We start from the raw sequence: 26,267 nt of genomic DNA on the forward strand, positions 1-26,267 counted from the left end.
GGTACGGGCCCGGGCGTGGGCCCGTCGGCCTCGGGCGGCCGGGGTGCTCTCGGATACGAGCTTGTCAGATCACGGGAGGCCGGCCCAGCCGGGTCAGCCGCCACACCGTACGCCACTTCATGGGCCGGCGAGGACCGCACGGGGTGCCCCAGCCCTCCCGGAACCCGCCGAACCAGGCCTTCAGGGCCGGGCGCGAGGGACGGCGCAGCAGCGTGAGCAGCAGCCACACTCCGAGATAGACCGGAACGAGGAGCGCGGGGAGGTTGCGACGGGCCAGCCAGACGCGGTTGCGGGCGACCATGCGGTGGTAGACCGCGTGCCGCGAGGGCGCCGTCGTCGGGTGGTACAGCACCATGTCGGAGCGGTAGTCGATCATCCAGCCGGCGTCGAGGGCCCGCCATGCCAGGTCGGTCTCCTCGTGGGCGTAGAAGAACTCGCCCGGCAGGTTGCCGACCTCCGCGAGGACGCGGGTGCGGACGGCGTTGGCGCCGCCGAGGAAGGTGGTCACCCGGGAGGAGCGCATCGGGTCGGAGGCGCGCAGGCGCGGCACGTGCCGGCGCTGGGTCTCGCCGGTGTCCGGGTCGGCGATGCGGAAGCTGATGATGCCGAGCTCCGGGTCGTCCGTGAAGGCCTTGCGGCACAGCTCGGCGGTGTCGGTGCGGGCGAGCAGGCCGTCGTCGTCCAGGAAGAGCAGGACGTCGACGTCGGTGCCGCCGGGGCCGAAGGCCTCGATGCCGACGTTGCGGCCGCCGGGGATGCCCAGGTTCTCCGGCAGCTCGACGGTGCGGACGCCGGCGGGTACCTCCGGGACGGGCGAGCCGTTGCCGACCACGACCACCTCGACCGGGTCGCCGTCCTGCTCGGCGACCGAGTCGAGCAGGGCGCGCAGCTCCTCGGGGCGGTTGCCCATCGTGATGACGACGGCGCCCACCTTCATGGCCGCGCTCACTTGAGCCTGCTGGAGGCGAGGACGGACACGAGGTGCAGCAGGGTCTGGAGCAGGGCGATCCCGGCGAGTACGGCGGTGCCGAGGCGGGTGAAGAACAGGTCGCCGCGGGCCTGGTCGACGACGGCGAGGACCAGGATCAGCAGGGAGGCCTCGATGCCGAGGATCAGCCGGTGGAACTTGAGCGCCCCGGCGGCCCGGCGGGCCAGCGCCATGCCGGAGGAGCGGATCTCGGAGGCGGACTCCTTGACCGGGGCCATCCCGGCCTGGTGGCGGGCGACGCCGACCAGGTCGGTCTCGGCCTTGATCAGGATGGCGCCGAGGGCGGCCAGGGTGCCCAGGAAGGCCCACAGCCAGTCGATGCGTCCGCTGCCGAACAGGTCGGCGGCGCGCAGACCGAGCCCGACCAGGACCGCGGCGTCGGTGAGGTAGGCACCGACGCGGTCCAGGTAGACGCCGCCGAGCGAGTACTGCTTCTTCCAGCGCGCGATCTCGCCGTCGACGCAGTCCAGCAGCAGGTACAGCTGGACCGCCACCACACCGAGCACGGCGCCCCAGATGCCCGGCACCAGCAGGGCCGGGGCGGCGAGGACACCGCAGACGGTCATCAGGTACGTGAGCTGGTTGGGCGTGATCCTGGTGTTCACCAGGTAGCGGTCGATCCGCAGCGAGACCTCGCGCATGTAGAGGCGTCCCGCCCAGTGCTCACCGCTGCGCCGGTCCTTGACCCCCGCGGGATGGACGACCGGGCGTAGTTCAGCTACCGATGGCCTTGACATAGTCGGCGTACATGTCCTTGATCTGGTCGGTCGTGAGGGCGAGGTGTTCGAGGATCGTGTAGCGGCCGGGCCGGGTCTGGGGGGCGAAGTCGACGGCCTGCACGAACTCGTCCAGGTCGAAGCCGATCTCGCCCGGCAGTACGGGCAGCCCGTGGTGGCGCAGCACGTCGGCCATCTGCCCGGCCGTCTCCCGGTCGCCGCGCAGAAACGTGGCGAAGGCGCCGCCGAGGCCGCACTGCTCGCCGTGGAGCGCGCTGCGCTTGGGGAACCGCAGGTCGAACGCGTGACTGATCTCGTGGCAGGCGCCCGACGCGGGACGGCTGTCCCCGGCCACCGACATGGAGATGCCGCACAGCACCAGGGCCTCGGCCAGCGTCGTCAGGAAGGTGTCGTCGCCGATGCCGCCGGGGTGGCGCAGCACCGCCTCGGCCGCCTGGCGTGCCATCGCGGCGGCCAGGCCGTCGACCTTCTCGCCGGTCTCGCGGTGCGACAGCTCCCAGTCGGCCACAGCGGAGATCTTGCAGATCACATCGCCGATGCCGGCCCGGACGTAGCGCACCGGGGCCTCACGGATCACATCGAGGTCGATGACGATGCCGATCGGGTTGGGCACGCCGTAGGATCCGCGGCCCGCGTCGTTGTCGAGGGTGGCGACCGGCGAGCACAGCCCGTCGTTCGCCAGATTGGTGGCCACCGCGACCAGCGGCAGGCCCACCCGGGCCGCCGCGTACTTGGCGCAGTCGATGACCTTGCCGCCGCCGACACCGACCACCGCGTCGTAGCGGCCGGACTGCTTGATGGAGTCGGCGAGCCGGACGGCACCGTCGATGGTGCCGTCGGCGTCCGCGAACCAGTCGGCGCCCGGGAAGGCCGGGCCGAACCGGTCCCGCAGCACCTGGCCGGAGCCGTTGCTGATGGCGAAGGCCAGTCGCCCGGAGGGCGAGATCCGCTCGTCGGAAAGAATCGCGGCCAGGTCGTCGAGCGCCCCCGGCCGGATGTCGACGACGAGCGGCGAGGGGATGAGCCTCGTCAGTACTGGCACGCGATCTCCCGTCCCTTGGCGAGGTCGTCGTGGTTGTCGATCTCGACCCACTTGACGTCGCCGATGGGCTCCACGTCGATCCGGAAGCCGCGGTTGACCAGCTCCTGGTAGCCGTCCTCGTAGTACAGCTGCGGGTCGCGCTCGAAGGTGGTCTTCAGCGCGTCGGCCAGCTCCACGGCGGCGTCGCCCTCGATGAGGGTGACGCCGATGTACTCGCCGGTCGCCTCGGCGGGGTCCATCAGCTTGGTGATGCGCTGGACGCCCTTGTCGGGGTCGACGACGACCTTCATCTCCTCCTCGGCGAGGGACTTCACCGTGTCCAGCGCCAGGATGATCTTCTTGCCGTCGCCGCGGGCGGCGAGCAGGGTCTTCTCGACGGAGACCGGGTGCACGGTGTCGCCGTTGGCGAGGATCACGCCGTCCTTGAGGGCGTCACGCCCGCACCACAGGGAGTAGGCGTTGTTCCACTCCTCGGCCTTGTCGTTGTCGATGAGGGTGAGCTTGACGCCGTACTTCTGCTCCAGCGCCTCCTTGCGCTCGTACACGGCCTCCTTGCGGTACCCGACGATCACCCCGACCTCGGTGAGGCCGACCTCGGCGAAGTTGCCCAGGGTCAGGTCCAGCACCGTGATGTCGTCCTCCGCGCCCTCGGGACCGACCGGGACCAGTGCCTTGGGCAGGGTGTCGGTGTAGGGGCGCAGACGGCGTCCGGCGCCGGCCGCCAGCACGAGGCCGATCATGCGGGTTCTCCTTCGTCGTGTACGGCGGGTGCGCCGACCTTGTGGGCGGCGACCCAGAAACGGATGCTCTCGACGAGCACCACGAGGGCGACGGCCACGGCGAGCACCGTGAGCGCGACCTTGAAAGCGGAGGCGGTGAGCAGCACGGCCAGCACCGTGACCAGCAGTGTGCGGCCCTCGTGCCCCCCGATCGCCCGCACCAGCCAGTGCGGGGGCGCACCCGCGTTGCCGCGGATGCGGTAGACCGTGTCGTAGTGATGGTAGGCGACCGCGGCCACCAGCCCGAAAGCCGCCGGAAGCGCTCCGTTCACGTCCGCTTTCGCCGCCAGTACCAGTACGGTGCCGTACTCGGCGGCGCGGAGGAAGGGCGGGACCAGCCAGTCGAGGGCGCCCTTGAGGGGGCGGGCGACGGCGAGGGCGGACGTCAGCACGTAGACGATCGCGGCCACGGCCGGCCAGGGCCCGCCGAAGCCGGTGAACGCGGCCGTCGCGACGACGGCGGCGCCGCCGAGGAGGGCGACGGCGGGGGCGGTGAAGCCGGGCAGCCGGCGGGCGGGCTTCCGCAGGCCCGCGGCCACGGCCTCGGCGAGCGGGCCGGAGTCGGCGAGGTCTGCCAGCGCCTTCGCGGCCCGGTCGGTGCGGGTGGCCCTGCGGGTCAGCGAGCGCAGAACGCGGCCGGCCGTGGTGTAGGTCGCGGCGAACGCGCAGCCGATCAGCAGCGCGTAGAAGGTGATCCGGGGGGTGGTGGCCGCGGTCAGGACGGCGATCATGGCCCAGCGTTCACCGATGGGCAGGACGATCATGCGGCGCACCCAGACCGTCCAGCCGACGCTGTCGAGCTTGTCGGAGAGGGCCGCGGTGGGGCTGGTGTTGGCGGTGGCGTCGTGGTTGGCCTCGTTGAAGGAGAAGTCCACGACGTGCCGGCAGGTCTGGAGCACCATCGCGCCGAGAGCGAGGGCCCATACGTCGTCGCCGCCGCGGGCGGCGCCGAGGGCGAGGCCCGCGTAGTAGGCGTACTCCTTGGCGCGGTCGAAGGTGGCGTCCAGCCAGGCGCCGAGCGTGGAGTACTGCAGGGAGTAGCGGGCGAGCTGCCCGTCGGTGCAGTCGAGGACGAAGGAGGCGATCAGCAGGACGCCGGCGGCGACGAAGCCGCCGCGGGTGCCGGTGGCCGCGCAGGCCGCCGCTATGAGCGCGGTGAGCAGCGAGGCGGTGGTGACCTGGTTGGGGGTCAGTCCGCGTCGCGCGCACCAGCGGGCGATGTAGCGGGAGTAGGGGCTGATGAGGAAGGTGGTGACGAAGCCGTCGCGGGCCTTGACCGCCGACTTCAGGCGTACGGCCTCGTCGTCGACGGAGGCGACGGCCTGCCGTGCCTCGTTGCGGGCCTGCGGGTCGGCGGGGACGGCGGCGACGAGACTGCCGAGCTCCGGCCGGTGCACGTCGGCGCCGTCGGCGTCGAGCGCGGTGACGATCCGGTCGGCGAGGCTGTCCACGGCCACGACCGCCGTACCGCCGCCCGCGGAGCTCTCCCGGGCCATCGCGCGGGTGAGGGCCTGGCGGGCGTCCGGCTGGGCGGTCACGGCGCCGGGGATCGCGGCGAGCGGGAAGCGGGGGTCGGTGAGGCCGAGGCGGAGGGCGTGCAGATGGCCCACGAAGCGGGCGTCGACCACGGCGACCCGTTCTCCGCCCGGCACCCGGGCGAGCAGCGTCTCGGCGTCCGCCGTGCCGGAGGCGAGCCGCACCTCGAAGCCGAGGGACCGCAGCTCGCTCTCGACGGACGAACCGGGGACCGGCTGGCCGGTGAGGATGGCGGTCGACAACCGAACTCACTCCCTGGTGCCGGCGCCAGTGCGCCGGTCCTGTGCATGGTGGGGCGCCCGTGCCTGGGGCACCCGGGCGGCATGTCGGCAGAGGTTATCGGATGCCCGGAACACCGTGTTCACCGCCCGTTTCACGGTCGGTCGACGCCGCTTGCACCCGCCTTAGCCGCGATCATCATCGGGGATCCGGGGCCCGCCCCACAAACCGCGCTCCCCAAACGGACATCAAGGGCATCGCGCAGTGTCGAGGGGTGTGCGCGGAGGGTCAGGGCGGTACGCGGGCGCGGTGGTGGACGCCTGGCCTCCCGCAGGGGCGCCGCATTCGGGCAACGCCCTGACCTGCGTAACGTTTCCGCAGGTCAAGGCACATGACAACGGTGTTCAGTGCCGCGTTGCCCTATACCCCCCACCCGTAGTTGACTGAGATTCCGCAGACAAGGGAGGCGGCTTTCATGGGGGCTGGGCACGATCACGGGCACGCGCACGGCGCGCACGGCGGCGGGACGGCGACGGCCGCGTACCGCGGCAGGCTGCGGGTCGCGCTGGCGATCACGCTCACCGTCATGGTCGTCGAGATCGTCGGCGGTGTGCTCGCCGACTCTCTCGCGCTGGTCGCCGACGCGGCGCACATGGCGACGGACGCCCTGGGGCTGGGCATGGCGCTGCTGGCGATCCACTTCGCGGGCCGGCCGCCGAGCGACCGGCGCACCTTCGGCTACGCCCGCGCGGAGATCCTCGCGGCCCTGGCGAACTGTGTGCTGCTGCTCGGGGTCGGCGGGTACGTCCTGTACGAGGCGATCGAGCGGTTCGTCACACCGGCCGGCACCGCGGGCGGGCTGACCGTCGTCTTCGGTGCGATCGGTCTGGTGGCGAACATGGTGTCGCTGACGCTGCTGATGCGCGGCCAGAAGGAGAGCCTGAACGTGCGGGGCGCCTTCCTGGAGGTGGCGGCGGACGCGCTGGGTTCGCTGGCGGTGATCATCTCGGCGCTGGTCATCCTGGGCACGGGCTGGCAGCCGGCCGACCCGATCGCGTCCCTGGTGATCGGTCTGATGATCGTGCCGCGCACGTGGCGGCTGCTGCGCGAGACGCTGGACGTGCTGCTGGAGGCGGCGCCCAAGGGCGTGGACATCGCCGAGGTGCGCGCCCACATACTGGCGCTGGACGGCGTCGAGGACGTCCACGACCTGCACGCGTGGACCATCACCTCGGGCCTGCCGGTGCTGTCGGCGCACGTGGTGGTGAGCGGCGAGGCACTGAGCGCGATCGGTCACGAGAAGATGCTGCACGAACTGCAGGGCTGCCTGGGCGACCACTTCGACGTGGAGCACTGCACCTTCCAGCTGGAGCCCAGCGGGCACGCGGAACACGAGGCACGGCTGTGCCACTGAGGCCGGTCCGGAGAGCGCGTCGTCGGTAGGGCTGCTCGTCGGGGGCGGGGGCGCGGGCCGGTGAGGGGTGCGCCGGGGAATGCCGCCGTCCGCCGGTCTGCCGCCCTCTGTCTCCCCGGCGCTCCCCTCGGTCGCGCCCGGGGCGGTTCCCGGGGGGTGACGCCGGGCACGATCTTCCATCGGGCCCCCTCGGCGTTCGACCGGTGACGGCCGCTGCCCGCGCCACCGCGCGGGACATGCGGGTGTGCCGGGAAGTGCCGGGAGTACCGAATGCGTGGGGCACACTTGGGGCGCGAGGACCGATGTGAAGGATGGGTATGCCGATCACTCCTGCCACCGCGACGCACAGTTCGTCGAACGGCACCGCAGACGCGATTTTGCTGGAACTGGTCGACGAGAACGGCGTGACGGTCGGTACCGCGGAGAAGCTCGCCGCGCACCAGCCGCCGGGGCAGCTGCACCGCGCCTTCTCCGTGTTCCTCTTCGACGAGCGCGGCAGGCTGCTCCTCCAGCAGCGGGCCCTGGGCAAGTACCACTCCCCCGGCGTGTGGTCCAACACCTGCTGCGGTCACCCCTACCCCGGTGAGGCGCCGTTCGCCGCCGCGGCCCGGCGGACGTTCGAGGAGCTCGGCGTCTCGCCGTCGCTGCTCGCCGAGGCGGGCACGGTGCGCTACAACCATCCGGACCCGGCCTCGGGGCTGGTCGAGCAGGAGTACAACCACCTGTTCGTCGGCCTGGTGCAGGCAGCGCCGCGGCCCGACCCGGAGGAAGTGGCCGAGACGGTCTTCGTGACCCCGGACGAGCTGGCCGAACGGCACGCGAAGGACACCTTCTCGGCGTGGTTCATGACGGTGCTGGACGCGGCACGGCCCGCCGTCCGCGAGCTGACGGGTGCCTCCGCCGGCTGGTGAGCGGGCCCGCTAGGTCGGGGGATGTTTGAGCGGCAGGGCGGCCCAGATCACCTTGCCGCCGCTCGCAGTGTGGGCCACGTCGCACGCCCCGCCCGCCTCCAGGGTGATCTCCCGGACCAGGAGCAGTCCGCGCCCGCCCGTCCGGCCGTGGTCCGTCTCCAGGGCGGTCGGGCGGTAGGGGTGGTTGTCCTCCACGGACACCCGGACCCACTCGGGCCCGACGGCGACCTCCACGGCGAGCGTCGGCGACAGCACCGCCGCGTGCCGGACGGCGTTCGTGACCAGCTCCGAGACGATCAGCAGCAGGCCCTGGGTCACCTCGTCGGAGACCGGCACGCCCTGGCGTACCAGCAGGTCCCGGACGGCGTGCCGGGCCTGCGGGACCGAGGCGTCGACGGCGGGCGCGGTGAACCGCCAGACGCCTTCGTACGGCAGCGGCTGTGCGGGCCCGGTCTCGTCCATCGTCCGGTCGCCACCCTCGGGCTCGATTGTCACCACACCCCAGAGTGTTGGTAACGCGTCCCTCCGCACCGGAGAACTGAACACAAGTCGGCAGGTATCGAACGGTTCTGATCGTTGGCGTATGACCCGGTCAGCTGTGGGACCGTTCCTGTCCCGCTTGCACCTGCCCCCCGAACCGTTCGGACGGATGGATAGCATCCGGCCCATGGAGCCACATCTGCTGCACCGGGTGTCCGACTCGGTCGCCACCGTCGTCGTCCACCACCCGGCCAAGCGCAATGCCATGACGGCCGCGATGTGGCGGGCGCTGCCGGAGCTGCTCGGCACCCTGGCGGGCGACCCCGCGGTGCGGGCGCTGGTGCTCACCGGTGAGGGCGCGACGTTCTGCGCCGGGGCCGACATCTCGACCCTGCGGGACTCCGCTCAGGAGGCGCAACTGCTCGCCGTGCGCGCCGAGGAGGCCCTCGCGGCCTTCCCCAAGCCGACGCTGGCGGCGATCCGCGGTCACTGCGTGGGCGGCGGCGCCCAGTTGGCGGCGGCCTGCGATCTTCGGTTCGCCGAGGAGGGGGCCCTGTTCGGGGTCACCCCCGCCAAGCTCGGCGTGGTCTACCCGGCGTCGGCGACCCGGCGGCTGGTGTCGCTGGTGGGTCCGGCCACGGCCAAGTACCTGCTGTTCTCCGGCGAGCTGATCGACGCCGGGCGGGCGCTGCGCACGGGCCTGGTCGACGAGGTACTGCCGGGGGACGAACTCGACAAGCGGGTCGCCGAGTTCACCCGCGTCCTGGTCTCCCGTTCGCAGCTGACGCAGGCGGCGGCGAAGGAGTTCGCGAACGGCCGCACCGACCGGGACGAGCACTGGGCCGCGCAGGCACGCGGCAGCGGCGACACCGCCGAGGGTGTCGCCGCGTTCCTGGAGCGCAGGCAGCCGCGCTTCGCCTGGAGCGTGCCTACGTCAGGATGAACCGGTTCCGGGTGTGGAACTCCTCGACGAGGTGGGCGGGGGCCTTCTGCGGTGACCCGGCGTCGTAGGGCGGCTGCGGGTCGTACTCCGTCAGCAGCTGGACCGCCTGGGCGTGCTCGTCGCCGGCGATCCGGCCCACCAGGGTGAGGCCCATGTCGATGCCGGAGGAGACGCCGGCCGCGGTGACGTACTTGCCGTCGGTGACCACCCGCTCCCCCGTCGGCTCGGCGCCGAACCGCTTCAGCAGGTCCAGGGCCAGCCAGTGCGAGGTGGCCCGGCGACCGGTGAGCAGCCCCGCCGCGGCGAGCAGCAGGGAGCCGGAACAGACCGAGGTGGTCCAGGTGCTGGTGGCGTCGGCGGCGCGCAGCCAGTCCAGCAGGGCCCCGTTGTCCATCTGCGCCTGTTGACCGGGGCCGCCCGGCACGAGGACCACGTCCGGGCTCGGTACGTCCGCGAGGGTCCGGTCGGCGGTCAGCGCGAGGCTTCCCGTGTCGTTGCGGACGGGGCCGGTCCGCTCGGCGGCGAAGACGGTCTCCGCGTCCGGGACACGGCTCAGGACCTCGTACGGTCCCACGGCGTCGAGGGCGGTGAAGCGGTCGAAGAGGACGATGACGATCTGCACGTGTTTCCTTTCGTGTGCACTCGGTGAGCGGGGGGTCAGCGGGCACCCGCGGGCCGGAACCGGCGGCGGTACTCGGCCGGTGAGGTGCCGAGCGCCCTGACGAAGGCGCGGCGCATGGCCTCCGGTGTGCCGTAGCCGCTGACGCGGGAGACCTCCTCGACGCCGTCGGCGCTGTCCTCCAGCAGCCGGCGGGCGTGTTCGAGGCGCACCCGGTCGACGTACCGGCCGGGCGTCGTGCCGGTCTCGGCCTGGAAGGCGCGGGCGAAGTGGCGCGGGGAGAGGGCGGCGCGGGCGGCGAGGGACTCCACGCTCAGGTCGGCGCCGGGGTGCTCGGTGATCCACTGCTGGACCTCGCGGAGCGGCTCGCGGCACGCGGTCTGGGCGGCGAGCTGGGCGCTGAACTGGGCCTGGTTGCCGGGCCGGCGCAGGAAGACCACCAGGTGCCGGGCGACGGTGAGGGCGGCGTCCCTGCCCAGGTCCTCCTCCACCAGGGCCAGGGAGAGATCGATGCCGGAGGTGACACCGGCGGACGTGGCCACGTGGCCGTCACGGACGTAGATCGGGTCGGGGTCGACCTCGACCGCCGGGTGGTCACGGGCGAGCCGGTCGCAGTACGCCCAGTGAGTGGTGGCGCGGCGGCCGTCCAGCAGACCGGCCGCGGCGAGCAGGGCGGCCCCGGTGCAGACGGAGACCAGGCGCGGGGCGCCGGGCCCGTGCTCGCGCAGCCACCCGATCAGGCGCGGGTCCGGATTCCGGGTGCCCTGGCCGCCGGGGACCAGCAGGGTGTGCGGGGCGGGCACCCCGGTGAGGGCCCGGTCCGGTACGACGGTCAGACCGCTGGACGTGCGCACGGGAGCGCCGTCGAGCGAGGCGGTGCGGATGCGGTAGGTGCCCGGTGTGTGCTGCTCGGCGCCCGCGAAGACCTCCACGGGACCGGTGACATCGAGGCTCTGGACGTCGTCGAAGAGGACGACGAGAACGGTGCGCTGCGCCATGCCGCCGATTCTTCGGCCGCCCGACGACGGCCGCAATGACGAGTTCCCCACCTTTCCTGCCATGCCTCCCACACCCCTGGAGGACGTACTGAGCGGTTGGTAACGTGCCGAGCATGACAACCGCCGCCCTCGATGCCCGCGCCGGCCGCCGCTGCCACAACGCGCTGAACTCGCTGCACTCGACGCACTACTTCTCGCCCGACGTGGGCCGGGAGCTGGCGGCCCTCGGGGTCACCGACCCCCGGGCCGTCAACTTCGCGGTGCGTGCCGCCGCGCTCGGCCCGGTCGGGGCCGGTGCCGTGACGGCCACGTTCTACAACTACAAGCACGACCTGGTGGCGCGGCACGTGCCCGCCGTGTGGGAGACCGTCACGCCCGCCCAGGTCCTGGCGGCGCGCACACGCGCCGTCGACGCGACGCTGCGCCGCCTGCTGGGCGAGGAGGCCGTGGCGTCCGCGGAGATGGCGGAGGCGGCCGGGCTGGCGCTGCGGGCGGCCGAGGGCTGCTCGCGCAGCGCCCGCCCGCTGTACTCGGCCCACGCCGACCTGCCCGTGCCCGGCGAGCCGCACCTCGCGCTGTGGCACGCGGCGACCCTGCTGCGCGAGCACCGGGGCGACGGGCACCTCGCCGCACTGCTGGCCGCCGGCCTCGACGGCCTGGAGGCGCTGGTGACGCACACCGCCACCGGCAAGGGCATGACGCCGAAGTGGGTCTTCACCACCCGCGGCTGGAACCAGGAGGAGTGGGACGCGGCGTCGGACCGGCTGCGGGACCGCGGGCTGCTCGACGACGCCGGTGAGCTGACCGAGCAGGGCGTGGCCCTGCGCGACGGGATCGAGCGGGAGACGGACCGGATGGACGAAGCCCCGTACGCGCACCTGGGCGCGGAGGGCGTGGCACGTCTGACGGAGCTCGGGACCGCCTTCGCGCGCCGGGCACTCGCCGCCGGCGCCTTCCCGAAGGACCTGCTCGGCAAGCGCTGAGCAGACGGTCCGCGCGCACGGGGCATGCCGGGCCGATCGCGAGGTACCTGTACTACTCCCGGCCGGAGGGGCCGGGAGAGGAAAGGGGCTTTTCGTGTTCCGTGCCATCGCAGACGTCCTGCGCCAGATCGGTGGCGCCGTCGCCACCGTCGTCACGCTTCCCTTCCGGGCCCTGGCCCGGCTCTTCGGCGGGGCCTCGTCCTCGACCCGCCGGGCCTGATGCCGCGTCCCGGCACCGCCCCGACGCGACGGGCCCGGGTGGCGCCCTGATCCCCGATTGTCGGCACCACCTGCCACAATTGCCGCGCAACCTCTGTGAGAAGGCGGTACGGGATCGTGACGACACCCGGGTCCAGCGCGTCCATCGACGTGCGGTCCATCGAAAGCAGGATCGCCGAGGAGCTCGGCGTACGGGAGCGGCAGGTGAAGGCCGCGGTGGAGCTGCTCGACGGCGGCTCGACGGTGCCCTTCATCGCCCGCTACCGCAAGGAAGCGACCGAGATGCTCGACGACGCGCAGCTGCGCACGCTCGAGGAACGGCTGCGCTATCTGCGGGAGCTGGAGGAGCGGCGTACGGCGATCCTCGACTCGGTGCGCGAGCAGGGCAAGCTCACCGAGGATCTGGAGGCCCGGATCCGTGAGGCGGAGACCAAGGCCCGCCTGGAGGACATCTACCTGCCGTTCAAGCCCAAGCGGCGTACGAAGGCGCAGATCGCGCGGGAGGCCGGTCTGGAGCCGCTCGCCGAGGGCCTGCTCGCCGACCCGTCGGTGGACCCGCTCGCCGCGGCCGCCGCGTTCGTCGACGCCGGCAAGGGCGTGGCCGGTCCGCAGGCCGCCCTGGACGGCGCCCGGTCGATCCTCACCGAGAAGTTCTCGGAGGACGCCGACCTGATCGGCGAGCTGCGCGAGCGGATGTGGGTGCGCGGGCGGCTCGCCGCCAAGGTGAAGGCGGGCAAGGAGGAGGCCGGCGCCAAGTTCGCCGACTACTTCGACTTCGCCGAGCCGTTCACCGAGCTGCCCTCGCACCGGATCCTCGCGATGCTGCGCGGCGAGAAGGAGGACGTCCTCGACCTCGTCCTGGAGCCCGAGGAGCCCACCGACGGGCCCTCGTCGTACGAGGGCATCGTCGCCCACAGGTTCGGGATCGCCGACCGCGGCCGGCCCGGCGACAAGTGGCTCCAGGACACGGTCCGCTGGGCCTGGCGCACCCGCATCCTGGTCCACCTCGGCATCGATCTGCGGCTGCGGCTGCGCACGGCCGCCGAGGACGAGGCGGTCAACGTCTTCGCCGCCAACCTGCGCGACCTGCTGCTGGCCGCCCCGGCCGGTACGCGTGCGACGCTCGGCCTCGACCCGGGTTTCCGTACGGGTGTGAAGGTCGCCGTGATCGACGCGACCGGCAAGGTCGTGGCCACGGACGTGATCCACCCGCACGTCCCGGCCAACCGGTGGGACGAGGCGATCGCCAAGCTGGCGCGGCTGGCGAAGGAGCACGCGGTCGAGCTGGTCGCGATCGGCAACGGTACGGCCTCCCGCGAGACGGACAAGCTCGCCGGTGAACTCATCACCAAGCACCCCGAGTTGAAGCTCACCAAGGTGATGGTGTCCGAGGCGGGCGCCTCGGTGTACTCGGCGTCGGCCTTCGCCTCGCAGGAACTGCCCGACATGGACGTGTCGTTGCGCGGTGCCGTGTCGATCGCGCGGCGGCTCCAGGACCCGCTGGCCGAGCTGGTGAAGATCGACCCGAAGTCGATCGGCGTCGGCCAGTACCAGCACGACCTGTCCGAGGTGAAGCTGTCGCGTTCGCTGGACGCGGTGGTCGAGGACTGTGTGAACGGCGTGGGCGTGGACGTCAACACGGCCTCCGCGCCGCTGCTGGCCCGCGTCTCCGGCATCACCTCGGGGCTCGCCGAGAACATCGTGGCGCACCGGGACGCGAACGGGCCGTTCCGGTCGCGGACCGAGCTGAAGAAGGTGTCGCGGCTCGGGCCGAAGGCGTACGAGCAGTGCGCGGGCTTCCTGCGGATCCGGGGCGGCGACGACCCGCTGGACGCGTCCAGCGTGCACCCCGAGGCGTACCCGGTGGTGCGGCGGATGGTGAAGACCGTCGGCCAGGAGGTGGCCGGTCTGATCGGCAACACGTCGGTGCTGCGGTCGCTGAGGCCGGCGGAGTTCGTGGACGAGAAGTTCGGTCTGCCGACGGTGAGCGACATCCTGAAGGAGCTGGAGAAGCCGGGGCGCGACCCGCGTCCCGCGTTCAAGACGGCCACCTTCAAGGAGGGCGTGGAGAAGATCTCCGACCTGGCGTCCGGGATGGTCCTGGAGGGCGTGGTCACGAATGTGGCCGCGTTCGGGGCGTTCGTGGACGTCGGTGTGCATCAGGACGGGCTGGTGCACGTGTCCGCGATGTCGAAGACGTTCGTGAAGGATCCGCGGGACGTGGTGAAGCCCGGGGACATCGTGAAGGTGAAGGTGCTGGACGTCGACATTCCGCGCAAGCGGATCTCGCTGACGTTGCGGTTGGACGACGAAGCCGCTCCGCAGGGCGAGCAGAAGCGGGAGCCGCGTGGGGGCAGGCCTCCTCGGCAGCGGCAGCAGGGACGTTCCGGAGGGAAGGGGAAGCCGGCCTCGGCTGCGCCGGCTCCGTCCAACGGGGCGATGGCCGACGCGTTGCGGCGGGCCGGGCTGGCGTAGGCGCCGACGCCGGGCTGGGCGGGGGTGGGTCGCGCGGCCCGGCGTTTGCGGGGTGCCTCCCCCATACTCGGCTGCGCTCGCGCGGGGGGACCCCCACCGCCCACCCGTGGCGCCCCTGGGGGTACCTCCCAGGCCGTTCAGGCACTGGGGGAGGCACGACTGCCCGCAGTTACGGCGGCGGGCGGACGGCTGCGGCTAGGCGGGCGTCTCCGTCACCTTGCCGTTCGTCACCTCCAGGCGGCGGGTGACGTGGATGGCGTTCAGCATGCGGCGGTCGTGGGTGATCAGGAGGAGCGTGCCCTCGTAGGCGTCCAGGGCTGATTCCAGTTGCTCGATGGCCGGCAGGTCCAGGTGGTTGGTCGGCTCGTCGAGGACCAGGAGGTTGACGCCTCTGCCCTGGAGGAGGGCCAGGGCGGCCCTCGTGCGTTCGCCCGGGGAGAGGGTCGACGCCGGGCGCATGACGTGGTCCGCCTTGAGGCCGAACTTGGCCAGGAGGGTGCGGATCTCGGCCGGCTCGATGTCGGGCGTCGCCGTGCGGAAGGCGTCGAGCAGGGACTCGGGCCCGTGGAACAGCGCGCGGGCCTGGTCCACCTCGCCGAGCAGGACCCCCGAGCCCAGCGCCGCGTGCCCGGCGTCGAGCGGGACGCGGCCCAGGAGCGCGCCGAGCAGCGTGGACTTGCCCGCGCCGTTGGCTCCCGTCACCGCCACGCGGTCCGCCCAGTCGATCTGGAGGGAGACCGGGCCGAGCGTGAAGTCGCCGCGCCGGACCTCCGCGTCGCGCAGGGTGGCGACCACCGCGCCGGAGCGCGGCGCCGACGCGATCTCCATCCGCAGGTCCCACTCCTTGCGAGGCTCCTCGACGACGTCCAGACGCTCGATCATGCGCTGGGTCTGCCGGGCCTTGGCGGCCTGCTTCTCGCTGGCCTCGCTGCGGAACTTGCGGCCGATCTTGTCGTTGTCGTTGCCCGCCTTGCGCCGGGCGTTCTTGACGCCCTTGTCCATCCAGGTGCGCTGCATCTGCGCCCGGTCCTGGAGGGCCGCGCGCTTGTCGGCGTACTCGTCGTACTCGTCGCGGGCGTGCCGGCGGGCCACCTCGCGTTCCTCCAGATAGGCCTCGTAGCCGCCGCCGTAGAGGTTGATCTGCCGCTGGGCCAGGTCCAGTTCGAGGACCTTGGTGACGGTGCGGGTGAGGAACTCGCGGTCGTGGCTGACGACGACGGTGCCGGCGCGCAGGCCGGTCACGAAGCGTTCGAGGCGTTCCAGGCCGTCCAGGTCGAGGTCGTTCGTGGGCTCGTCGAGCAGGAAGACGTCGTAGCGGGACAGGAGGAGGGAGGCGAGGCCCGCCCGCGCCGCCTGGCCGCCGGACAGGGACGTCATCGGCTGGTCCAGGTCCACCGTCAGGCCCAGTGCGTCGGCGGTCTCCTCGGCACGGTCGTCGAGGTCGGCGCCGCCGAGGGCGAGCCAGCGCTCCAGGGCCGTCGCGTAGGCGTCGTCGGCGCCGGGGGCGCCGTCCACCAGGGCCTGGGTGGCCTCGTCCATGGCGCGCTGGGCCTCGGTGACGCCGGTGCGGCGGGCGAGGAACGCGCGGACGGTCTCGCCGGGTCGCCGCTCCGGCTCCTGCGGGAGGTGGCCGACGGTGGCGCTCGGCGGGGACAGGCGCAGCTCGCCCTGTTCCGGAGTGGTGAGGCCGGCGAGCATCCGCAGCAGGGTGGACTTGCCGGCGCCGTTGGCCCCGACGAGTCCGATCACGTCGCCGGGGGCGACGACGAGGTCGAGCCCGGTGAACAGGGAGCGGTCTCCGTGGCCGGCGGCGAGGTTCTTGGCGACGAGGGTGGCAGTCATCAGATCGTCGATCCTAACCGCGCCCCGCCGCGCGCTCAGCCGGGTTTCCCGCCCCGCACCGCCGCCACCAGCACGCTTCCGGGTGTCCTGGCCACCACGAAGGACTCCCCCTTCACCGTCTTCGCGTCCAGGGCGATGCGGTGGCCGCCCGGTTCGAGCACGTCGTCGAAGACCTCGTGGGTGTGGGTGCGGTGGAGGCGGTCGAGGCGGTACGCGGTGAGCCGCACCCGGCAGGGCGAGGTCACCTCGATCTCCGCCGCGCCGCCGGTCGCCGTCAGGCGGGTCAGCCGGTGCCGCTCGGCCGGGCCTCGGTCCAGGGCGTGTTCGATCTGGGCGACGAGCAGCGGGACGATCGGGGCGAGGCCGTCGACGTGGGCGACGTCGACGCCGGCCCGGGTGAAGGCGCGGCGTACGGCGGCCCGCTCCTCCTCGCCGGTCGCGCGGCCGAAGGCGACGGCGCCGTAGGCGCGCAGTTCGTCGGCGGGGACGCCGGAGGCGTCCTGGGTGATGTCGGCGCCGATGCCGATGGTGCGCAGCGCCGCGGCGAGTCTGGCGAGCAGGGCGACGCGGGCGCCGATCAGCAGGACCCGGCGGCGGGTGTGCGCGCTGCCGTCGAGCAGGGCGGCCAGCGCCGCGCGGTATTCGGTGCCGGGGAAGCGGAAGGGGCCGATGCCGTGGTAGCCGTTGAACTCGAGGTCGGCGTGTTCGCCGGTCTGCCAGGCGAAGTCCCGCCAGATGAAGTCGTCGCCGTCGCGCCGGATCACGGCGGTCACGGCGCCGCAGGCCAGGTCCTCGCAGTCGGGACAGCCGTAGATGACGTACCGGCCGCCGGGCAGCGGCGCGTCGGTCTCCAGGAGCAGGCCCCGGACCTGCGCGGTGAAGATCGCCGGTGGGACGTCGGCGGCGAGCGGGGAGACGGCGTCCAGGTCGGAGAGCCGGAACAGCAGGGACCGTCCGTCCACGATGAAGTCCATGAAGTCGCGGTGGACCTGGTAGTCGCCACCGGCGAGGACTCCACCGGCCCGCATCGCCGGTGCCAGGCCGAAGGTCGCGTATTCGGCAGCCATGCGGTGAGTATTCCCCCGGCGCCGCCGATGTGAGCACGTGCTGACGTACGTGGGCACAGAGGCCTATCGTCCCGGTGTGGAAACCGAACTGGGTGACGAGGTCGTCGTGGTCGGCGGCGGTGTGATCGGGCTGACGACGGCCGTCGTGCTCGCCGAGCGCGGCAGGCGGGTGCGGGTGTGGACGCGGGAGCCCGTCGAGCGCACCACCTCGGCGGTCGCGGGCGCGCTGTGGTGGCCGTACCGCATCGAGCCGGTGGCGCTGGCGCGGGAATGGGCGCTGCGTTCCCTGGACGTGTACGAGGAACTGGCGGCGCGGCCCGAGGGGACCGGCGTACGCGTGGTCGAAGGGGTGCTGGGCGAGACGGGACTGGACGAGGTCGACGGATGGGCGACCGCACGGCTGCCGGGGCTGCGCTCGGCGCGGGCCGAGGAGTACGGCGGTTCGGGGCTGTGGGCACGCCTGCCACTGATCGACATGTCGACTCATCTGCCGTGGCTGCGGGAGCGGCTGACGGCGGCGGGCGGTGTGGTGGAGACGCGTGCGGTGGCCGATCTGGCGGAGGCCGGGGCGCCGGTCGTGGTCAACTGCACGGGGCTGGGCGCCCGGGAGCTGGTGCCGGACGCGTCCGTGCGTCCGGTGCGCGGGCAGCTGGTCGTGGTGGAGAACCCGGGCATCGACACCTGGCTGGTCTCCACCGACCCGGCCTCCGGGGAGATGGCGTACTTCTTCCCGCATCCCGGCCGGCTCGTCCTGGGCGGCACGGCCGAGGAGGACGCGTGGTCGGCGGAGCCGGACCCGGCGGTCGCGGAGGCGATCGTACGGCGGTGTGCCGCGCTGCGGCCCGAGATCGCCGGGGCGCGGGTGCTGGAGCACCGGGTGGGGCTGCGGCCGGCGCGGGACGCGGTGCGGCTGGAGCGCGAGCGGCTGCCGGACGGCCGGCTGCTGGTGCACAACTACGGGCACGGCGGCGCGGGCGTGACGGTGGCCTGGGGCTGCGCCCGCGAGGCGGCACGGCTCGCGGGCGGCTGACCGGGCGGGCGCTGCGGTGCCGGGCCGCAGGCCCCCCCGGCGGTGGTCAGTCCTCGTGCCTGCCGATCGGGTCGCCCTCCACCTCCGTTCCGGCGCCCGGGCCGATGCGGATCTCGAAGTCGCCGTCGTACTGCTCGTGGCCCGCGATGACGGCCAGTTCGACGGCCTCGGAGCCCATCTCGCCGCGCACGATGAGCGGGTCCCTGCGCAGGTCTCGCATGAGGGCGACACACATGAAGATCATCACGATGACGAACGGTGCGGCCGCGAGGATCGTGAGGTTCTGCAGGCCGGTCAGCGCGTCGCCCTGGCCGCTGCCGACCAGCAGCATGATGGCGGCGACGGCACCCGTGACCACGCCCCAGAACACGACCACCCAGCGGCTGGGTTCGAGGGCGCCCTTCTGCGAGAGGGTGCCCATCACGATCGAGGCCGCGTCGGCGCCGGAGACGAAGAAGATGCCGACGAGGACCATCACCAGCAGGCTGGTGGCGGTGGCGACGGGGAACTGCTGGAGGACGGCGAACAGCTGGCCCTCGGGGGTCGAGTCGTTGCCGAGCCGGTCCTGCTCCTGGAGCTTCATCGCCGAGCCGCCGAAGATCGCGAACCAGACCAGGCTGACCGTGCTGGGCACCAGGATGACGCCGCCGATGAACTGCCGGATCGTCCGTCCCCGGCTGATGCGGGCGATGAACATGCCGACGAAGGGCGTCCAGGAGATCCACCAGGCCCAGTAGAAGACGGTCCAGCTGCCCAGCCAGTCGGCGACCCCCTTGCCGCCGCTGGCCTCGGTGCGGCCGGCCAGCTGGGGCAGGTCGCCGAGATAGGAGAAGACCGACGTCGGCAGCAGGTCGAGGACGACGATGGTCGGGCCCGCGACGAACACGAACACCGCGAGGATCAGGGCCAGCACCATGTTGGTGTTGGACAGCCACTGAATGCCCTTCTCCACACCGGAGATCGCGGAGGCCACGAACGCGACGGTCAGTACGGCGATGATGGAGACGAGCAGTCCGGTGCTGACCTTGTCCAGCCAGTCCAGCTTCTCCACACCGGAGCCGATCTGCAGCGCGCCGAGGCCGAGCGAGGCGGCGGAGCCGAAGACGGTCGCGATGATCGCGAGCATGTCGATGATCCGGCCGCCGACGCCGTTGGCGTTCTTCTCGCCGATGAGCGGGGTGAACACGGCGCTGATGGTCTGGCGGCGGCGCCGGCGGAAGGTGCTGTAGGCGATGCCGAGACCGACCACCGCGTAGATCGCCCACGGATGGAGCGTCCAGTGGAAGAGGGTGGTGGCCATGGCCGTCTCCATGCGTTCGCCGGAGTCGGCCGGGGAGGTGCCCGGCGGGGGCGTCGTGTAGTGCGCCAGCGGCTCGCTGACGCCGTAGAACATCAGGCCGATGCCCATGCCCGCGCTGAACATCATCGCGACCCAGGACACGGTGCGGAACTCGGGTTCCTCGCCCTCGGCGCCGAGGTGGATACGGCCGTAGCGGCTGGCCGCGAGCCAGAGGGCGAAGACGACGAATCCGGAGGCGGCCAGCATGAACGCCCAGCCGCCGTTGTGCATCAGGCCACCGAGCATGCTGGTGGAGACGTCCTCCAGCGAGTCGGTGAAGGCGGCGCCCCAGACGACGAAGGCGAGGGTCAGGGCAGCCGTGACGCCGAAGACGACCCGGTCGGTCCGGGGGTGCTTCTCCTGCCCGGAGAGGCCCGCTTCCGCACCCGGCAGCGTGCCTCTTTCGTGGTGTTCCTTGTCGCTCGGTCGGTCCTGCGTCACAGGCGGCACCTTTCCCTTCGGTGAGGCCGAAAGTAGTCCTCTGCTACGCCCTTACCACGTGTGACGCGGAACTCACCTCCTCAGCAGCGGGTGTCGGGTTCGCCCACCGTCAGGTGATACGCGGCGCGGCCGTCCAGGAGCAGCGGTACGAGGGCCCGCAGCGGCTGGCGCAGCGGCACCCGGGCCCCCTCGCCGTCCGGGCGCACCTGTACGCCGTGCAGGGCGAGTTCGTCCTCGACCTGGGCGTACTGGTCGGCGGTGAGCCGGTAGGCGCAGGGCGGGTCCTGGATCACCTCGGCGGGTTCGGCCGGGTCGTTGTCGGCGCCCCCGAGGTAGACCGGGCCGGTGTCGGCCCGGCCGGTCCGGCGGGCGGCGCCGGTGGCCTCCTCGATGCGTCCGCGCCGCTCGTCCGCGTGGCGGAAAAGGCCCCCCAGGGCGGCGAGCTGGGAACGCACCCTGCGCCGGTTGTTCAGCGCCTCGTCCTGCCGCTCCGCGTCGGTGCGGGGGTCGACGCGGCTCTCGATGAGCAGGCCGACGGCGTGCTTGACGCCGGACATGTTGCGCAGGATGCGTTCCTGGCCGTCGCCGGCGGTCTGCTTGACCGGGTCACCGGTGACCGGGTCGGTCCAGATGCCGTAGGTGCCGGTCGAGTACCCGGCGTTCTCGGCGGCGGGACGGACGTAGGCACCGGACAGCGTGCGGGCCTCGTCGTGCACCGCCGCGTCGGTGTTGAGGTTGCGGGGCCAGAGGTCGAACAGGTCCTTGTCGTAGTACGGGGGTGTGGCGCCGTACTCGTGCAGGTCGTAGAGGACGTCGGGCTGCCGGTCGCGGATCACGGCGGCCAGGGCGCGTGCCTCGGCGGTGCGCAGGGCGAGGTGGTCGCGGTTGATGTCCACGCCGTCGCTGTTGCCGCGGGTGTCGGCGGCACGGCCGTCGGGGTTGGCGGTGGGCACGACCAGCACGGTGGTGCGGTCCAGGAAGCGCCGGGTCCGCCGGTCCGTGGCGTAGGCCAGGTCACGGACGGTGGACAGGCACGCCTCGCGGCCGGAGGGCTCGTCGCCGTGCTGACTGCACACGAGGAGCACCGTGTTCGGGGCGGTACGCCTGCCGATGGTCACGAGCTGGACCGGGCGGTTCTGCTGCGTCGTGCCGATGCGGTCGACGGTGACCCGTCCGCTCGCCCGGTCGACGGCGGACAGGAACGCCTGTTCCTCGGGCTGGGTGGTCCAGCGGGCGCCGTGGGACGTCTCGAAGCCGGTGCGGGGCGGCTGGTGCTGCGAGGAGCCGGCGGCGTGGGCCGGGGCGGTGAGGAGGGACGCGGTGAGGGCCGTGACGGTGAGGGTGAGGGTGCGCAGGCGGTTCATCGGCCTCCGTTCGGGACACGGTGCGTGGTGTGCGGCGCGCGCACGCCGTCCGGGGACGTGGCGGCACGGGGAGCCGGAGGGCTGTCGGGACGCGCGGGGAGGGTGGCCGTGGCCGGCGGCGCGAGCGGTCTCCAGGTCAGGAAGCGCGTGCGTTTCGGCATGCGCGGGACGGTACATCGGTCAACTGCTGTACAGAAGAGGGCGTCCGGAGGCTGCCGGGGCCTACGGAGGCCCGCGCGGCGGGTGTCTCATGTCGGCCGGATGACGATCATGTGACCGGAGTGGCCGTGGACATGACTGGGCGCACAGGGGCTGAATAGGCTCCGAACAGTCCTCGTACCCCTACGACTTGGAGCTTTCGTGCACCGCAGATTCATCGTGCCGGGCGCACTGGGCGCCGCCTCCCTCATGCTGGCGATCCCGGCGTCGGCGGCGGCCCACACCCCCGGCGCTCCGGGCATCGGCGACCCCTACTACCCGGCCTACGGCAACGGCGGCTACGACGTCTCCCACTACGACCTGCGCCTGAAGTACCAGCCGGCGACCGACCGGCTGGAGGGGACGGCGACGATCCTGGCCCGCACCACACAGGATCTGTCGCGTTTCAACCTGGACTTCCTGCTGGACGTCGGCGAGGTGCGGGTGAACGGCGCCAAGGCATCGTTCACGACGTCGGGCGAACACGAGCTGGAGATCACCCCGAAGAGCCCGCTGCGCAAGGGCACGCCCGTCACCGTCGTGGTGCGCTACAGCGGGGTGCCGTCCTCGAAGCAGGCGTACGGCTTCACCAGCTGGCACCGCACCCCCGACGGCGGCGTCGGCGCGAACGAGCCCGAGGCGGCCTGGTGGTGGTTCCCGAGCAACGACCACCCGCTCGACAAGGCCACCTTCGACGTGTCCGTGCAGGTGCCGGACGGCACCCAGGCCATCTCCAACGGCACGCTCCAGTCCAGCAGCTCGCGCCTGGGCTGGACCCGCTTCAACTGGCGGTCGGACAAGCCGCAGGCCACGTATCTCGCCACTCTGGCGGTCGGGAAGTTCGACCTCACCACCGGCACGACCGAGGGCGGCATCCCGGTCGTCAACGCCTACAGCAAGGACCTCGGCGCGAACGACGGCGCGGCGCGGGCCAGCGTGGAGCGGACCGGGGAGATCGCCGACTGGCTGAGCGGCTACTTCGGGCCGTACCCCTACAACGCGCTCGGCGGGTACGTGCCGAACACGAACACCGGGTACGCGCTGGAGACGCAGACCCGGCCGTTCTACAGCCCCCGGCAGTTCGCGAACGGGTCGAACGTGTCCGTCGTCGTCCACGAACTGGCCCACCAGTGGTACGGCGACCTGGTGTCCGTGCACGGCTGGAAGGACATCTGGATCAACGAGGGCTTCGCGCGGTACGCCCAGTGGCTCTGGTCCGAGCACGAGGGCGAGGGCACCGCGCAGGAGCTCGCCGACTACACGTACGCGTCGCACCCGGCGGACGACCCGTTCTGGACGGTGCGGCCCGGTGACCCCGGGCCGGAGAACCAGTTCGACATCGCGGTCTACGACCGGGGCGCGCTGGCCGTGCAGGCGCTGCGCAACGAGATCGGCGACGAGGCCTTCTTCAAGGTCCTGAAGGGCTGGCCGCAGCGGTACGCCTACGGCAACGCCTCGGTCGCCGACTTCCAGCGGTACGCCGAGGAGGTGTCCGGCAAGCCGCTGGCCGCGCTGTTCGACACCTGGCTGTTCCAGCCGTCGAAGCCGGCCGCGCCGGCGGCCCGCGCGGCGTCCCTCGCGAAGGCGTCGGTCACGCCCGCACAGCCGCGGTCCTGGAAGAAGATCGCCGCGACGAACGACGTGCACGAGCACTGAGGGCCCGGGGACGGCGTCCGCCTCAGGCGCCGTCCCCGTGGTCGTACACGGTCACGGATAGGCCCTGCCTCGTGAGCCGCTCCGTGACGAGCGGCTCCACGCGGGACCACTTTCCGCCGGCCGGTCCGCAGCCGATGCGGGGCATGTGCACGGAGGCGTTCAGCTCGGCCGCCCGGCCGGCGAGGCGGCCGAGGGCGGTGTCGATCGCCTCGTAGCGCACCGGGACGCCCTTGCTGCCGGTCCTGATGCCGTGCTGGCCGATCATGTTGGCCACCCACACGTACGGCTCGACCCGGACGAGCTGGACGGCGCCCAGACCGAAGTCGTTCGACGCGCGGTCGCGGTGCCAGGCGCGGTAGGCCGCCTCCGGCTCCGGCCGGCGGCGGGACACGGCAAGGACGAAGCCCTTGCCCCAGCCGCCGAGGTCGTTGCAGACATGGGCGATCACCTTGACACCCCTGACCGAGGGGGCGGTGGCGTCACCACGGACGTACGCGATCTCCGGCATGACACCACCGTAGGGGCCGCCACTGACAGCGGCCCCGGTCCGCTAGCCGCTCAGCCCGCTGAGCTCCTGGTCGGCGTTGCGTGCCACCCGGCGGCGGACGCCGAACCAGCCGACGACCAGCATCACCGCGATAACCGGGATCAGCAGGAGGGTCCAGCGGCCGATCTCGGGGTCGTTGCCCATCAGACAGAGCACCGCCACCAGGAAGGCGATCGTGACGATCTCCGTGACCGGGCTGCCGGGCAGGCGGAAGTGCGGTCGGGCGACCAGGCCGGCGCGGGCGCGGCGGACGAAGACCAGGTGGCAGATCATGATGATCACCCAGGTGCTGATGATGCCGAGAGAGGCGACGTTCAGCACGATCTCGAAGGCCTTGCTCGGCATCAGGTAGTTCAGGCCCACGCCGAGCACACAGATGCCGCAGGTGAGCAGGATGCCGCCGTAGGGCACCTGGGTGCGGCTCATCACGCGGGTGAACTTGGGCGCGGAGCCCGCCATCGCCATGGAGCGCAGGATGCGGCCGGTGGAGTACAGGCCGGAGTTCAGGGACGACATCGCCGCGGTGAGGACGACGAGGTTCATCACGTCGCCGGCCGCCGGGACGCCGACCTTGGACAGGACGGTGACGAAGGGGCTCTCGTCGCCGGAGTAGAGCGAGCCGGGCAGCAGCAGGGCCAGCAGGACGACCGAGCCGACGTAGAAGAGGGCGACGCGCCACATGATCGAGTTCACCGCGCGCGGGACGACCTTCTCGGGCTCGGCGGTCTCGCCGGCGGCGACGCCGACCAGTTCCAGGGCCGCGTACGCGAAGATCACACCCTGCATGACGAGCACCACGGGCATCACACCGTGCGGGAGGATGCCGCCGTGATCGGTGATCATGCTGACGCCGGGGGTGTAGCCGCCCACGTCGTGCTGGGTGGCCAGCAGGAAGATGCCGATCAGCATGAAGCCGACCAGGGTGGCGACCTTGATGATCGCGAACCAGAACTCCATCTCGCCGAAGATCTTCACCGAGATGAGGTTCACGGCCAGGACCACCGCGAGGGCGGCCAGGGCGAGCACCCATTGCGGGATGCTCGTGAACAGGCTCCAGTAGTGCGTGTACAGCGCGATCGCGGTGATGTCGGCGATGCCGGTGGTCGACCAGTTCAGGAAGTACATCCAGCCGGCGACGTAGGCACCCTTCTCGCCGAGGAACTCGCGCGCGTACGACACGAAGGACCCGGACGAGGGCCGGTAGAGCACGAGCTCGCCGAGCGCCCTGACGACGAAGAAGGCGAAGACGCCGCAGACGAGATAGGCGATGGCGAGCGCCGGGCCCGCGTCGCGCAGCCGTCCGCCGGCGCCGAGGAAGAGGCCGGTGCCGATCGCGCCGCCGATGGCGATCATGTTGACGTGGCGGGCCTTGAGGTCCTTGCTGTAACCGGCGTCGCCCGCGTCCGCGGGTGTCCCGGCCGCCTGGGGATGGGCGGCGGCCTGTGCCGTGTCGACGGCGTCCTTGCTCACGGGTGGTTCCACTCTCTGGTGCGCCCGGGCGGGGTACACCCGGGTCGTCCGTACAGTGACTAGGCCCGCACCACCCTTCGCGGCACAGACCAAGGCAGCACCTTCCCACGACCCTGCGTTCGCATGCGATGGCTCATGTCACACAGCGTGACTTCTCACAGGACCCGCCGGGCGCCTTCACGTGGGGCACATGAGGTGTCACAGCGTTGGTGAGACAGCGATACTGCTGCACATGACGACACGCGACACCGGGGAGCCGACCCTCACCATCGACGAGCTGGCCGCGCGGACCGGCGTCACGGTGCGCACGGTCCGTTTCTACGGCACCAAGGGTCTGCTGCCGCCGCCGGTGATCGGCCCGCGGCGGGTCGGGCACTACGGCCGGGAGCACCTGGCCCGGCTGGCGCTGATCGAGGAGCTTCAGCACCAGGGCATGACGCTGGCCGCGATCGAGCGGTATCTGAAGCAGCTGCCGCCGGACCTGACCGCCCACGACCTCGCGCTGCACCGTGCGGTGGTGGCCTCCTGGGCGCCTCAGACGGTGGAGCGGGTCACGCGCGAGGAGCTGGGCCGGCGGGCCGGGCGGCCACTGACGGACGAGGAGGTGGACCGGCTGGCGGAGATGGACATCGTCGTACGGGACGGCGAGGCGGGCGGCGCGGACGCCTACCGCGTCGACGCGGGACTGCTCCGGCTCGGCGTCGAGCTGCTCGACGTGCCCCTGTCCCCCGAGACGGTCCTCGCCGCGCGCACGGCCCTGCTCGAGCACTCCCGCGCCGCCGCGCGCGATCTGTCGCGGCTGCTGCGCGACGCGGTCGCCGAGCGCGACGCGCGGGACGTGCGGTCCCTGTCCGCGCACATGCACCCGATCGTGGTGCAGGCGCTGCTGACCACCTTCCAGCGGTCGCTGCGGGACGAGCTGCGGGCGTGGCTCGACGCCGACGGCGAGCGCTGAGGGGCCCCAGTCGCT

Annotated in this window: 23 protein-coding genes; 9 read left to right on the forward strand and 14 right to left on the reverse strand. The window is 72.3% G+C overall.

The annotated features are described in order from the left end of the window. Window positions 1-64: 64 nt before the first annotated feature. The 5 genes from ACIRG6_RS14090 to ACIRG6_RS14110 are packed head-to-tail and all read right to left on the reverse strand — an operon-like array spanning window position 65 to window position 5,324. Window positions 65-937 carry a glycosyltransferase family 2 protein gene (locus ACIRG6_RS14090; RefSeq protein ID WP_364684074.1) on the reverse strand — a complete coding sequence of 291 codons (873 nt, stop codon included), beginning with the start codon at window positions 935-937 and terminating at the stop codon, window positions 65-67. Between the two features lie 8 nt (window positions 938-945). Next, a complete protein-coding gene (locus tag ACIRG6_RS14095; protein ID WP_350715270.1) occupies window positions 946-1,725 on the reverse strand; it encodes a CDP-alcohol phosphatidyltransferase family protein in 780 nt (259 codons plus the stop codon). Next, window positions 1,703-2,767, reverse strand: a complete 1,065-nt coding sequence (locus tag ACIRG6_RS14100; RefSeq protein WP_318215388.1) for an iron-containing alcohol dehydrogenase family protein — start codon at window positions 2,765-2,767, stop codon at window positions 1,703-1,705. Before ACIRG6_RS14100 ends, ACIRG6_RS14095 begins: the two co-directional genes overlap by 23 nt. Continuing rightward, window positions 2,755-3,507 carry a phosphocholine cytidylyltransferase family protein gene (locus ACIRG6_RS14105; RefSeq protein ID WP_318215387.1) on the reverse strand — a complete coding sequence of 251 codons (753 nt, stop codon included), beginning with the start codon at window positions 3,505-3,507 and terminating at the stop codon, window positions 2,755-2,757. The genes ACIRG6_RS14100 and ACIRG6_RS14105 overlap by 13 nt, the downstream gene beginning before the upstream one ends. Beyond that, window positions 3,504-5,324: a DUF5941 domain-containing protein gene (locus ACIRG6_RS14110; protein ID WP_350715264.1), complete on the reverse strand. Its 1,821-nt coding sequence runs from the start codon at window positions 5,322-5,324 to the stop codon at window positions 3,504-3,506. Before ACIRG6_RS14110 ends, ACIRG6_RS14105 begins: the two co-directional genes overlap by 4 nt. A gap of 452 nt (window positions 5,325-5,776) precedes the next feature. Here ACIRG6_RS14110 and ACIRG6_RS14115 point away from each other — a divergent pair, with 452 nt between their 5' ends. Together ACIRG6_RS14115 and idi are read left to right on the forward strand one after the other, a co-directional pair. After that, a complete protein-coding gene (locus ACIRG6_RS14115) occupies window positions 5,777-6,715 on the forward strand; it encodes a cation diffusion facilitator family transporter (protein ID WP_364684042.1) in 939 nt (312 codons plus the stop codon). Between the two features lie 317 nt (window positions 6,716-7,032). Further along, on the forward strand, window positions 7,033-7,626 hold the full coding sequence (gene idi, locus ACIRG6_RS14120; protein ID WP_318215384.1) for an isopentenyl-diphosphate Delta-isomerase: 594 nt from the start codon (window positions 7,033-7,035) through the stop codon (window positions 7,624-7,626). Between the two features lie 9 nt (window positions 7,627-7,635). On the opposite strand, the gene ACIRG6_RS14125 is transcribed toward idi, so the two are convergent. After that, a complete protein-coding gene (locus ACIRG6_RS14125) occupies window positions 7,636-8,088 on the reverse strand; it encodes an ATP-binding protein (RefSeq protein WP_364684076.1) in 453 nt (150 codons plus the stop codon). Between the two features lie 205 nt (window positions 8,089-8,293). Between ACIRG6_RS14125 and ACIRG6_RS14130 the strand changes: the two genes are divergently transcribed. Beyond that, entirely contained in the window at window positions 8,294-9,049 is a 756-nt protein-coding gene (locus ACIRG6_RS14130; RefSeq protein WP_318215383.1) for an enoyl-CoA hydratase/isomerase family protein, read from the forward strand. On the opposite strand, the gene ACIRG6_RS14135 is transcribed toward ACIRG6_RS14130, so the two are convergent. Both ACIRG6_RS14135 and ACIRG6_RS14140 read right to left on the reverse strand, forming a co-directional pair. After that, window positions 9,036-9,671 carry a DJ-1/PfpI family protein gene (locus ACIRG6_RS14135; RefSeq protein WP_364684044.1) on the reverse strand — a complete coding sequence of 212 codons (636 nt, stop codon included), beginning with the start codon at window positions 9,669-9,671 and terminating at the stop codon, window positions 9,036-9,038. The two genes, ACIRG6_RS14130 and ACIRG6_RS14135, sit on opposite strands and share 14 nt — an antisense overlap. A gap of 35 nt (window positions 9,672-9,706) precedes the next feature. Continuing rightward, complete coding sequence (locus ACIRG6_RS14140; RefSeq protein ID WP_365022613.1) at window positions 9,707-10,666, reverse strand: GlxA family transcriptional regulator; 960 nt, start codon at window positions 10,664-10,666, stop codon at window positions 9,707-9,709. Window positions 10,667-10,779: 113 nt separating this feature from the next. On the opposite strand from ACIRG6_RS14140, the gene ACIRG6_RS14145 reads away from it, so the two are divergent. The 3 genes from ACIRG6_RS14145 to ACIRG6_RS14155 all read left to right on the forward strand — a co-directional run bounded on the left by ACIRG6_RS14145 (window position 10,780) and on the right by ACIRG6_RS14155 (window position 14,343). After that, the gene (locus ACIRG6_RS14145) at window positions 10,780-11,649 is read left to right on the forward strand and encodes an SCO6745 family protein (protein WP_364684048.1); all 870 of its coding nucleotides are present in this window, start codon (window positions 10,780-10,782) and stop codon (window positions 11,647-11,649) included. Window positions 11,650-11,743: 94 nt separating this feature from the next. After that, window positions 11,744-11,869, forward strand: a complete 126-nt coding sequence (locus ACIRG6_RS14150) for an LPFR motif small protein (RefSeq protein ID WP_308299232.1) — start codon at window positions 11,744-11,746, stop codon at window positions 11,867-11,869. Window positions 11,870-11,985: 116 nt separating this feature from the next. Next, the gene (locus ACIRG6_RS14155; protein WP_364684051.1) at window positions 11,986-14,343 is read left to right on the forward strand and encodes a Tex family protein; all 2,358 of its coding nucleotides are present in this window, start codon (window positions 11,986-11,988) and stop codon (window positions 14,341-14,343) included. 195 nt (window positions 14,344-14,538) lie between these two features. Here ACIRG6_RS14155 and ACIRG6_RS14160 read toward each other — a convergent pair whose 3' ends face one another. Then, entirely contained in the window at window positions 14,539-16,185 is a 1,647-nt protein-coding gene (locus ACIRG6_RS14160) for an ABC-F family ATP-binding cassette domain-containing protein (RefSeq protein ID WP_364824177.1), read from the reverse strand. Window positions 16,186-16,220: 35 nt separating this feature from the next. Continuing rightward, window positions 16,221-17,252 (reverse strand): oxidoreductase, encoded by a 1,032-nt coding sequence (locus tag ACIRG6_RS14165; RefSeq protein WP_403322697.1) that lies wholly within the window; start codon window positions 17,250-17,252, stop codon window positions 16,221-16,223. A 76-nt stretch (window positions 17,253-17,328) separates the two neighbouring features. On the opposite strand from ACIRG6_RS14165, the gene ACIRG6_RS14170 reads away from it, so the two are divergent. Beyond that, entirely contained in the window at window positions 17,329-18,282 is a 954-nt protein-coding gene (locus ACIRG6_RS14170) for an FAD-dependent oxidoreductase (protein ID WP_364684057.1), read from the forward strand. Window positions 18,283-18,328: 46 nt separating this feature from the next. On the opposite strand, the gene ACIRG6_RS14175 is transcribed toward ACIRG6_RS14170, so the two are convergent. Next, on the reverse strand, window positions 18,329-20,062 hold the full coding sequence (locus tag ACIRG6_RS14175; protein ID WP_364684059.1) for a BCCT family transporter: 1,734 nt from the start codon (window positions 20,060-20,062) through the stop codon (window positions 18,329-18,331). Between the two features lie 80 nt (window positions 20,063-20,142). Continuing rightward, a complete protein-coding gene (locus ACIRG6_RS14180; protein WP_403322700.1) occupies window positions 20,143-21,426 on the reverse strand; it encodes a M14 family metallopeptidase in 1,284 nt (427 codons plus the stop codon). A 360-nt stretch (window positions 21,427-21,786) separates the two neighbouring features. On the opposite strand from ACIRG6_RS14180, the gene ACIRG6_RS14185 reads away from it, so the two are divergent. Beyond that, window positions 21,787-23,280, forward strand: a complete 1,494-nt coding sequence (locus ACIRG6_RS14185) for a M1 family metallopeptidase (protein ID WP_403322702.1) — start codon at window positions 21,787-21,789, stop codon at window positions 23,278-23,280. A gap of 22 nt (window positions 23,281-23,302) precedes the next feature. On the opposite strand, the gene ACIRG6_RS14190 is transcribed toward ACIRG6_RS14185, so the two are convergent. Together ACIRG6_RS14190 and ACIRG6_RS14195 are read right to left on the reverse strand one after the other, a co-directional pair. Next, complete coding sequence (locus ACIRG6_RS14190) at window positions 23,303-23,788, reverse strand: macro domain-containing protein (protein WP_403322704.1); 486 nt, start codon at window positions 23,786-23,788, stop codon at window positions 23,303-23,305. Between the two features lie 42 nt (window positions 23,789-23,830). Further along, window positions 23,831-25,297 (reverse strand): amino acid permease, encoded by a 1,467-nt coding sequence (locus tag ACIRG6_RS14195; protein ID WP_364684067.1) that lies wholly within the window; start codon window positions 25,295-25,297, stop codon window positions 23,831-23,833. A 232-nt stretch (window positions 25,298-25,529) separates the two neighbouring features. Between ACIRG6_RS14195 and ACIRG6_RS14200 the strand changes: the two genes are divergently transcribed. Further along, window positions 25,530-26,252, forward strand: coding sequence for a MerR family transcriptional regulator (locus tag ACIRG6_RS14200; RefSeq protein ID WP_350715231.1), 723 nt, complete (start codon window positions 25,530-25,532; stop codon window positions 26,250-26,252). Window positions 26,253-26,267: the final 15 nt, after the last annotated feature.

The organism is Streptomyces flaveolus, from assembly GCF_044765825.1.
GTDB classification, from domain to species: domain Bacteria; phylum Actinomycetota; class Actinomycetes; order Streptomycetales; family Streptomycetaceae; genus Streptomyces; species Streptomyces flaveolus.

Excerpts from the sequence above, each read along its gene's own strand:
- ACIRG6_RS14115 (WP_364684042.1), top strand. The coding sequence starts at position 5,777 with ATGGGGGCTGGGCACGATCACGGGCACGCGCACGGCGCGCACGGCGGC.
- ACIRG6_RS14130 (WP_318215383.1), top strand. The coding sequence starts at position 8,294 with ATGGAGCCACATCTGCTGCACCGGGTGTCCGACTCGGTCGCCACCGTC.
- ACIRG6_RS14105 (WP_318215387.1), bottom strand. The coding sequence starts at position 3,507 with ATGATCGGCCTCGTGCTGGCGGCCGGCGCCGGACGCCGTCTGCGCCCC.
- idi (WP_318215384.1), top strand. The coding sequence starts at position 7,033 with ATGCCGATCACTCCTGCCACCGCGACGCACAGTTCGTCGAACGGCACC.
- ACIRG6_RS14145 (WP_364684048.1), top strand. The coding sequence starts at position 10,780 with ATGACAACCGCCGCCCTCGATGCCCGCGCCGGCCGCCGCTGCCACAAC.
- ACIRG6_RS14160 (WP_364824177.1), bottom strand. The coding sequence starts at position 16,185 with ATGACTGCCACCCTCGTCGCCAAGAACCTCGCCGCCGGCCACGGAGAC.
- ACIRG6_RS14125 (WP_364684076.1), bottom strand. The coding sequence starts at position 8,088 with ATGGACGAGACCGGGCCCGCACAGCCGCTGCCGTACGAAGGCGTCTGG.
- ACIRG6_RS14200 (WP_350715231.1), top strand. The coding sequence starts at position 25,530 with ATGACGACACGCGACACCGGGGAGCCGACCCTCACCATCGACGAGCTG.
- ACIRG6_RS14180 (WP_403322700.1), bottom strand. The coding sequence starts at position 21,426 with ATGAACCGCCTGCGCACCCTCACCCTCACCGTCACGGCCCTCACCGCG.
- ACIRG6_RS14165 (WP_403322697.1), bottom strand. The coding sequence starts at position 17,252 with ATGGCTGCCGAATACGCGACCTTCGGCCTGGCACCGGCGATGCGGGCC.
- ACIRG6_RS14140 (WP_365022613.1), bottom strand. The coding sequence starts at position 10,666 with ATGGCGCAGCGCACCGTTCTCGTCGTCCTCTTCGACGACGTCCAGAGC.
- ACIRG6_RS14090 (WP_364684074.1), bottom strand. The coding sequence starts at position 937 with ATGAAGGTGGGCGCCGTCGTCATCACGATGGGCAACCGCCCCGAGGAG.
- ACIRG6_RS14190 (WP_403322704.1), bottom strand. The coding sequence starts at position 23,788 with ATGCCGGAGATCGCGTACGTCCGTGGTGACGCCACCGCCCCCTCGGTC.
- ACIRG6_RS14095 (WP_350715270.1), bottom strand. The coding sequence starts at position 1,725 with ATGTCAAGGCCATCGGTAGCTGAACTACGCCCGGTCGTCCATCCCGCG.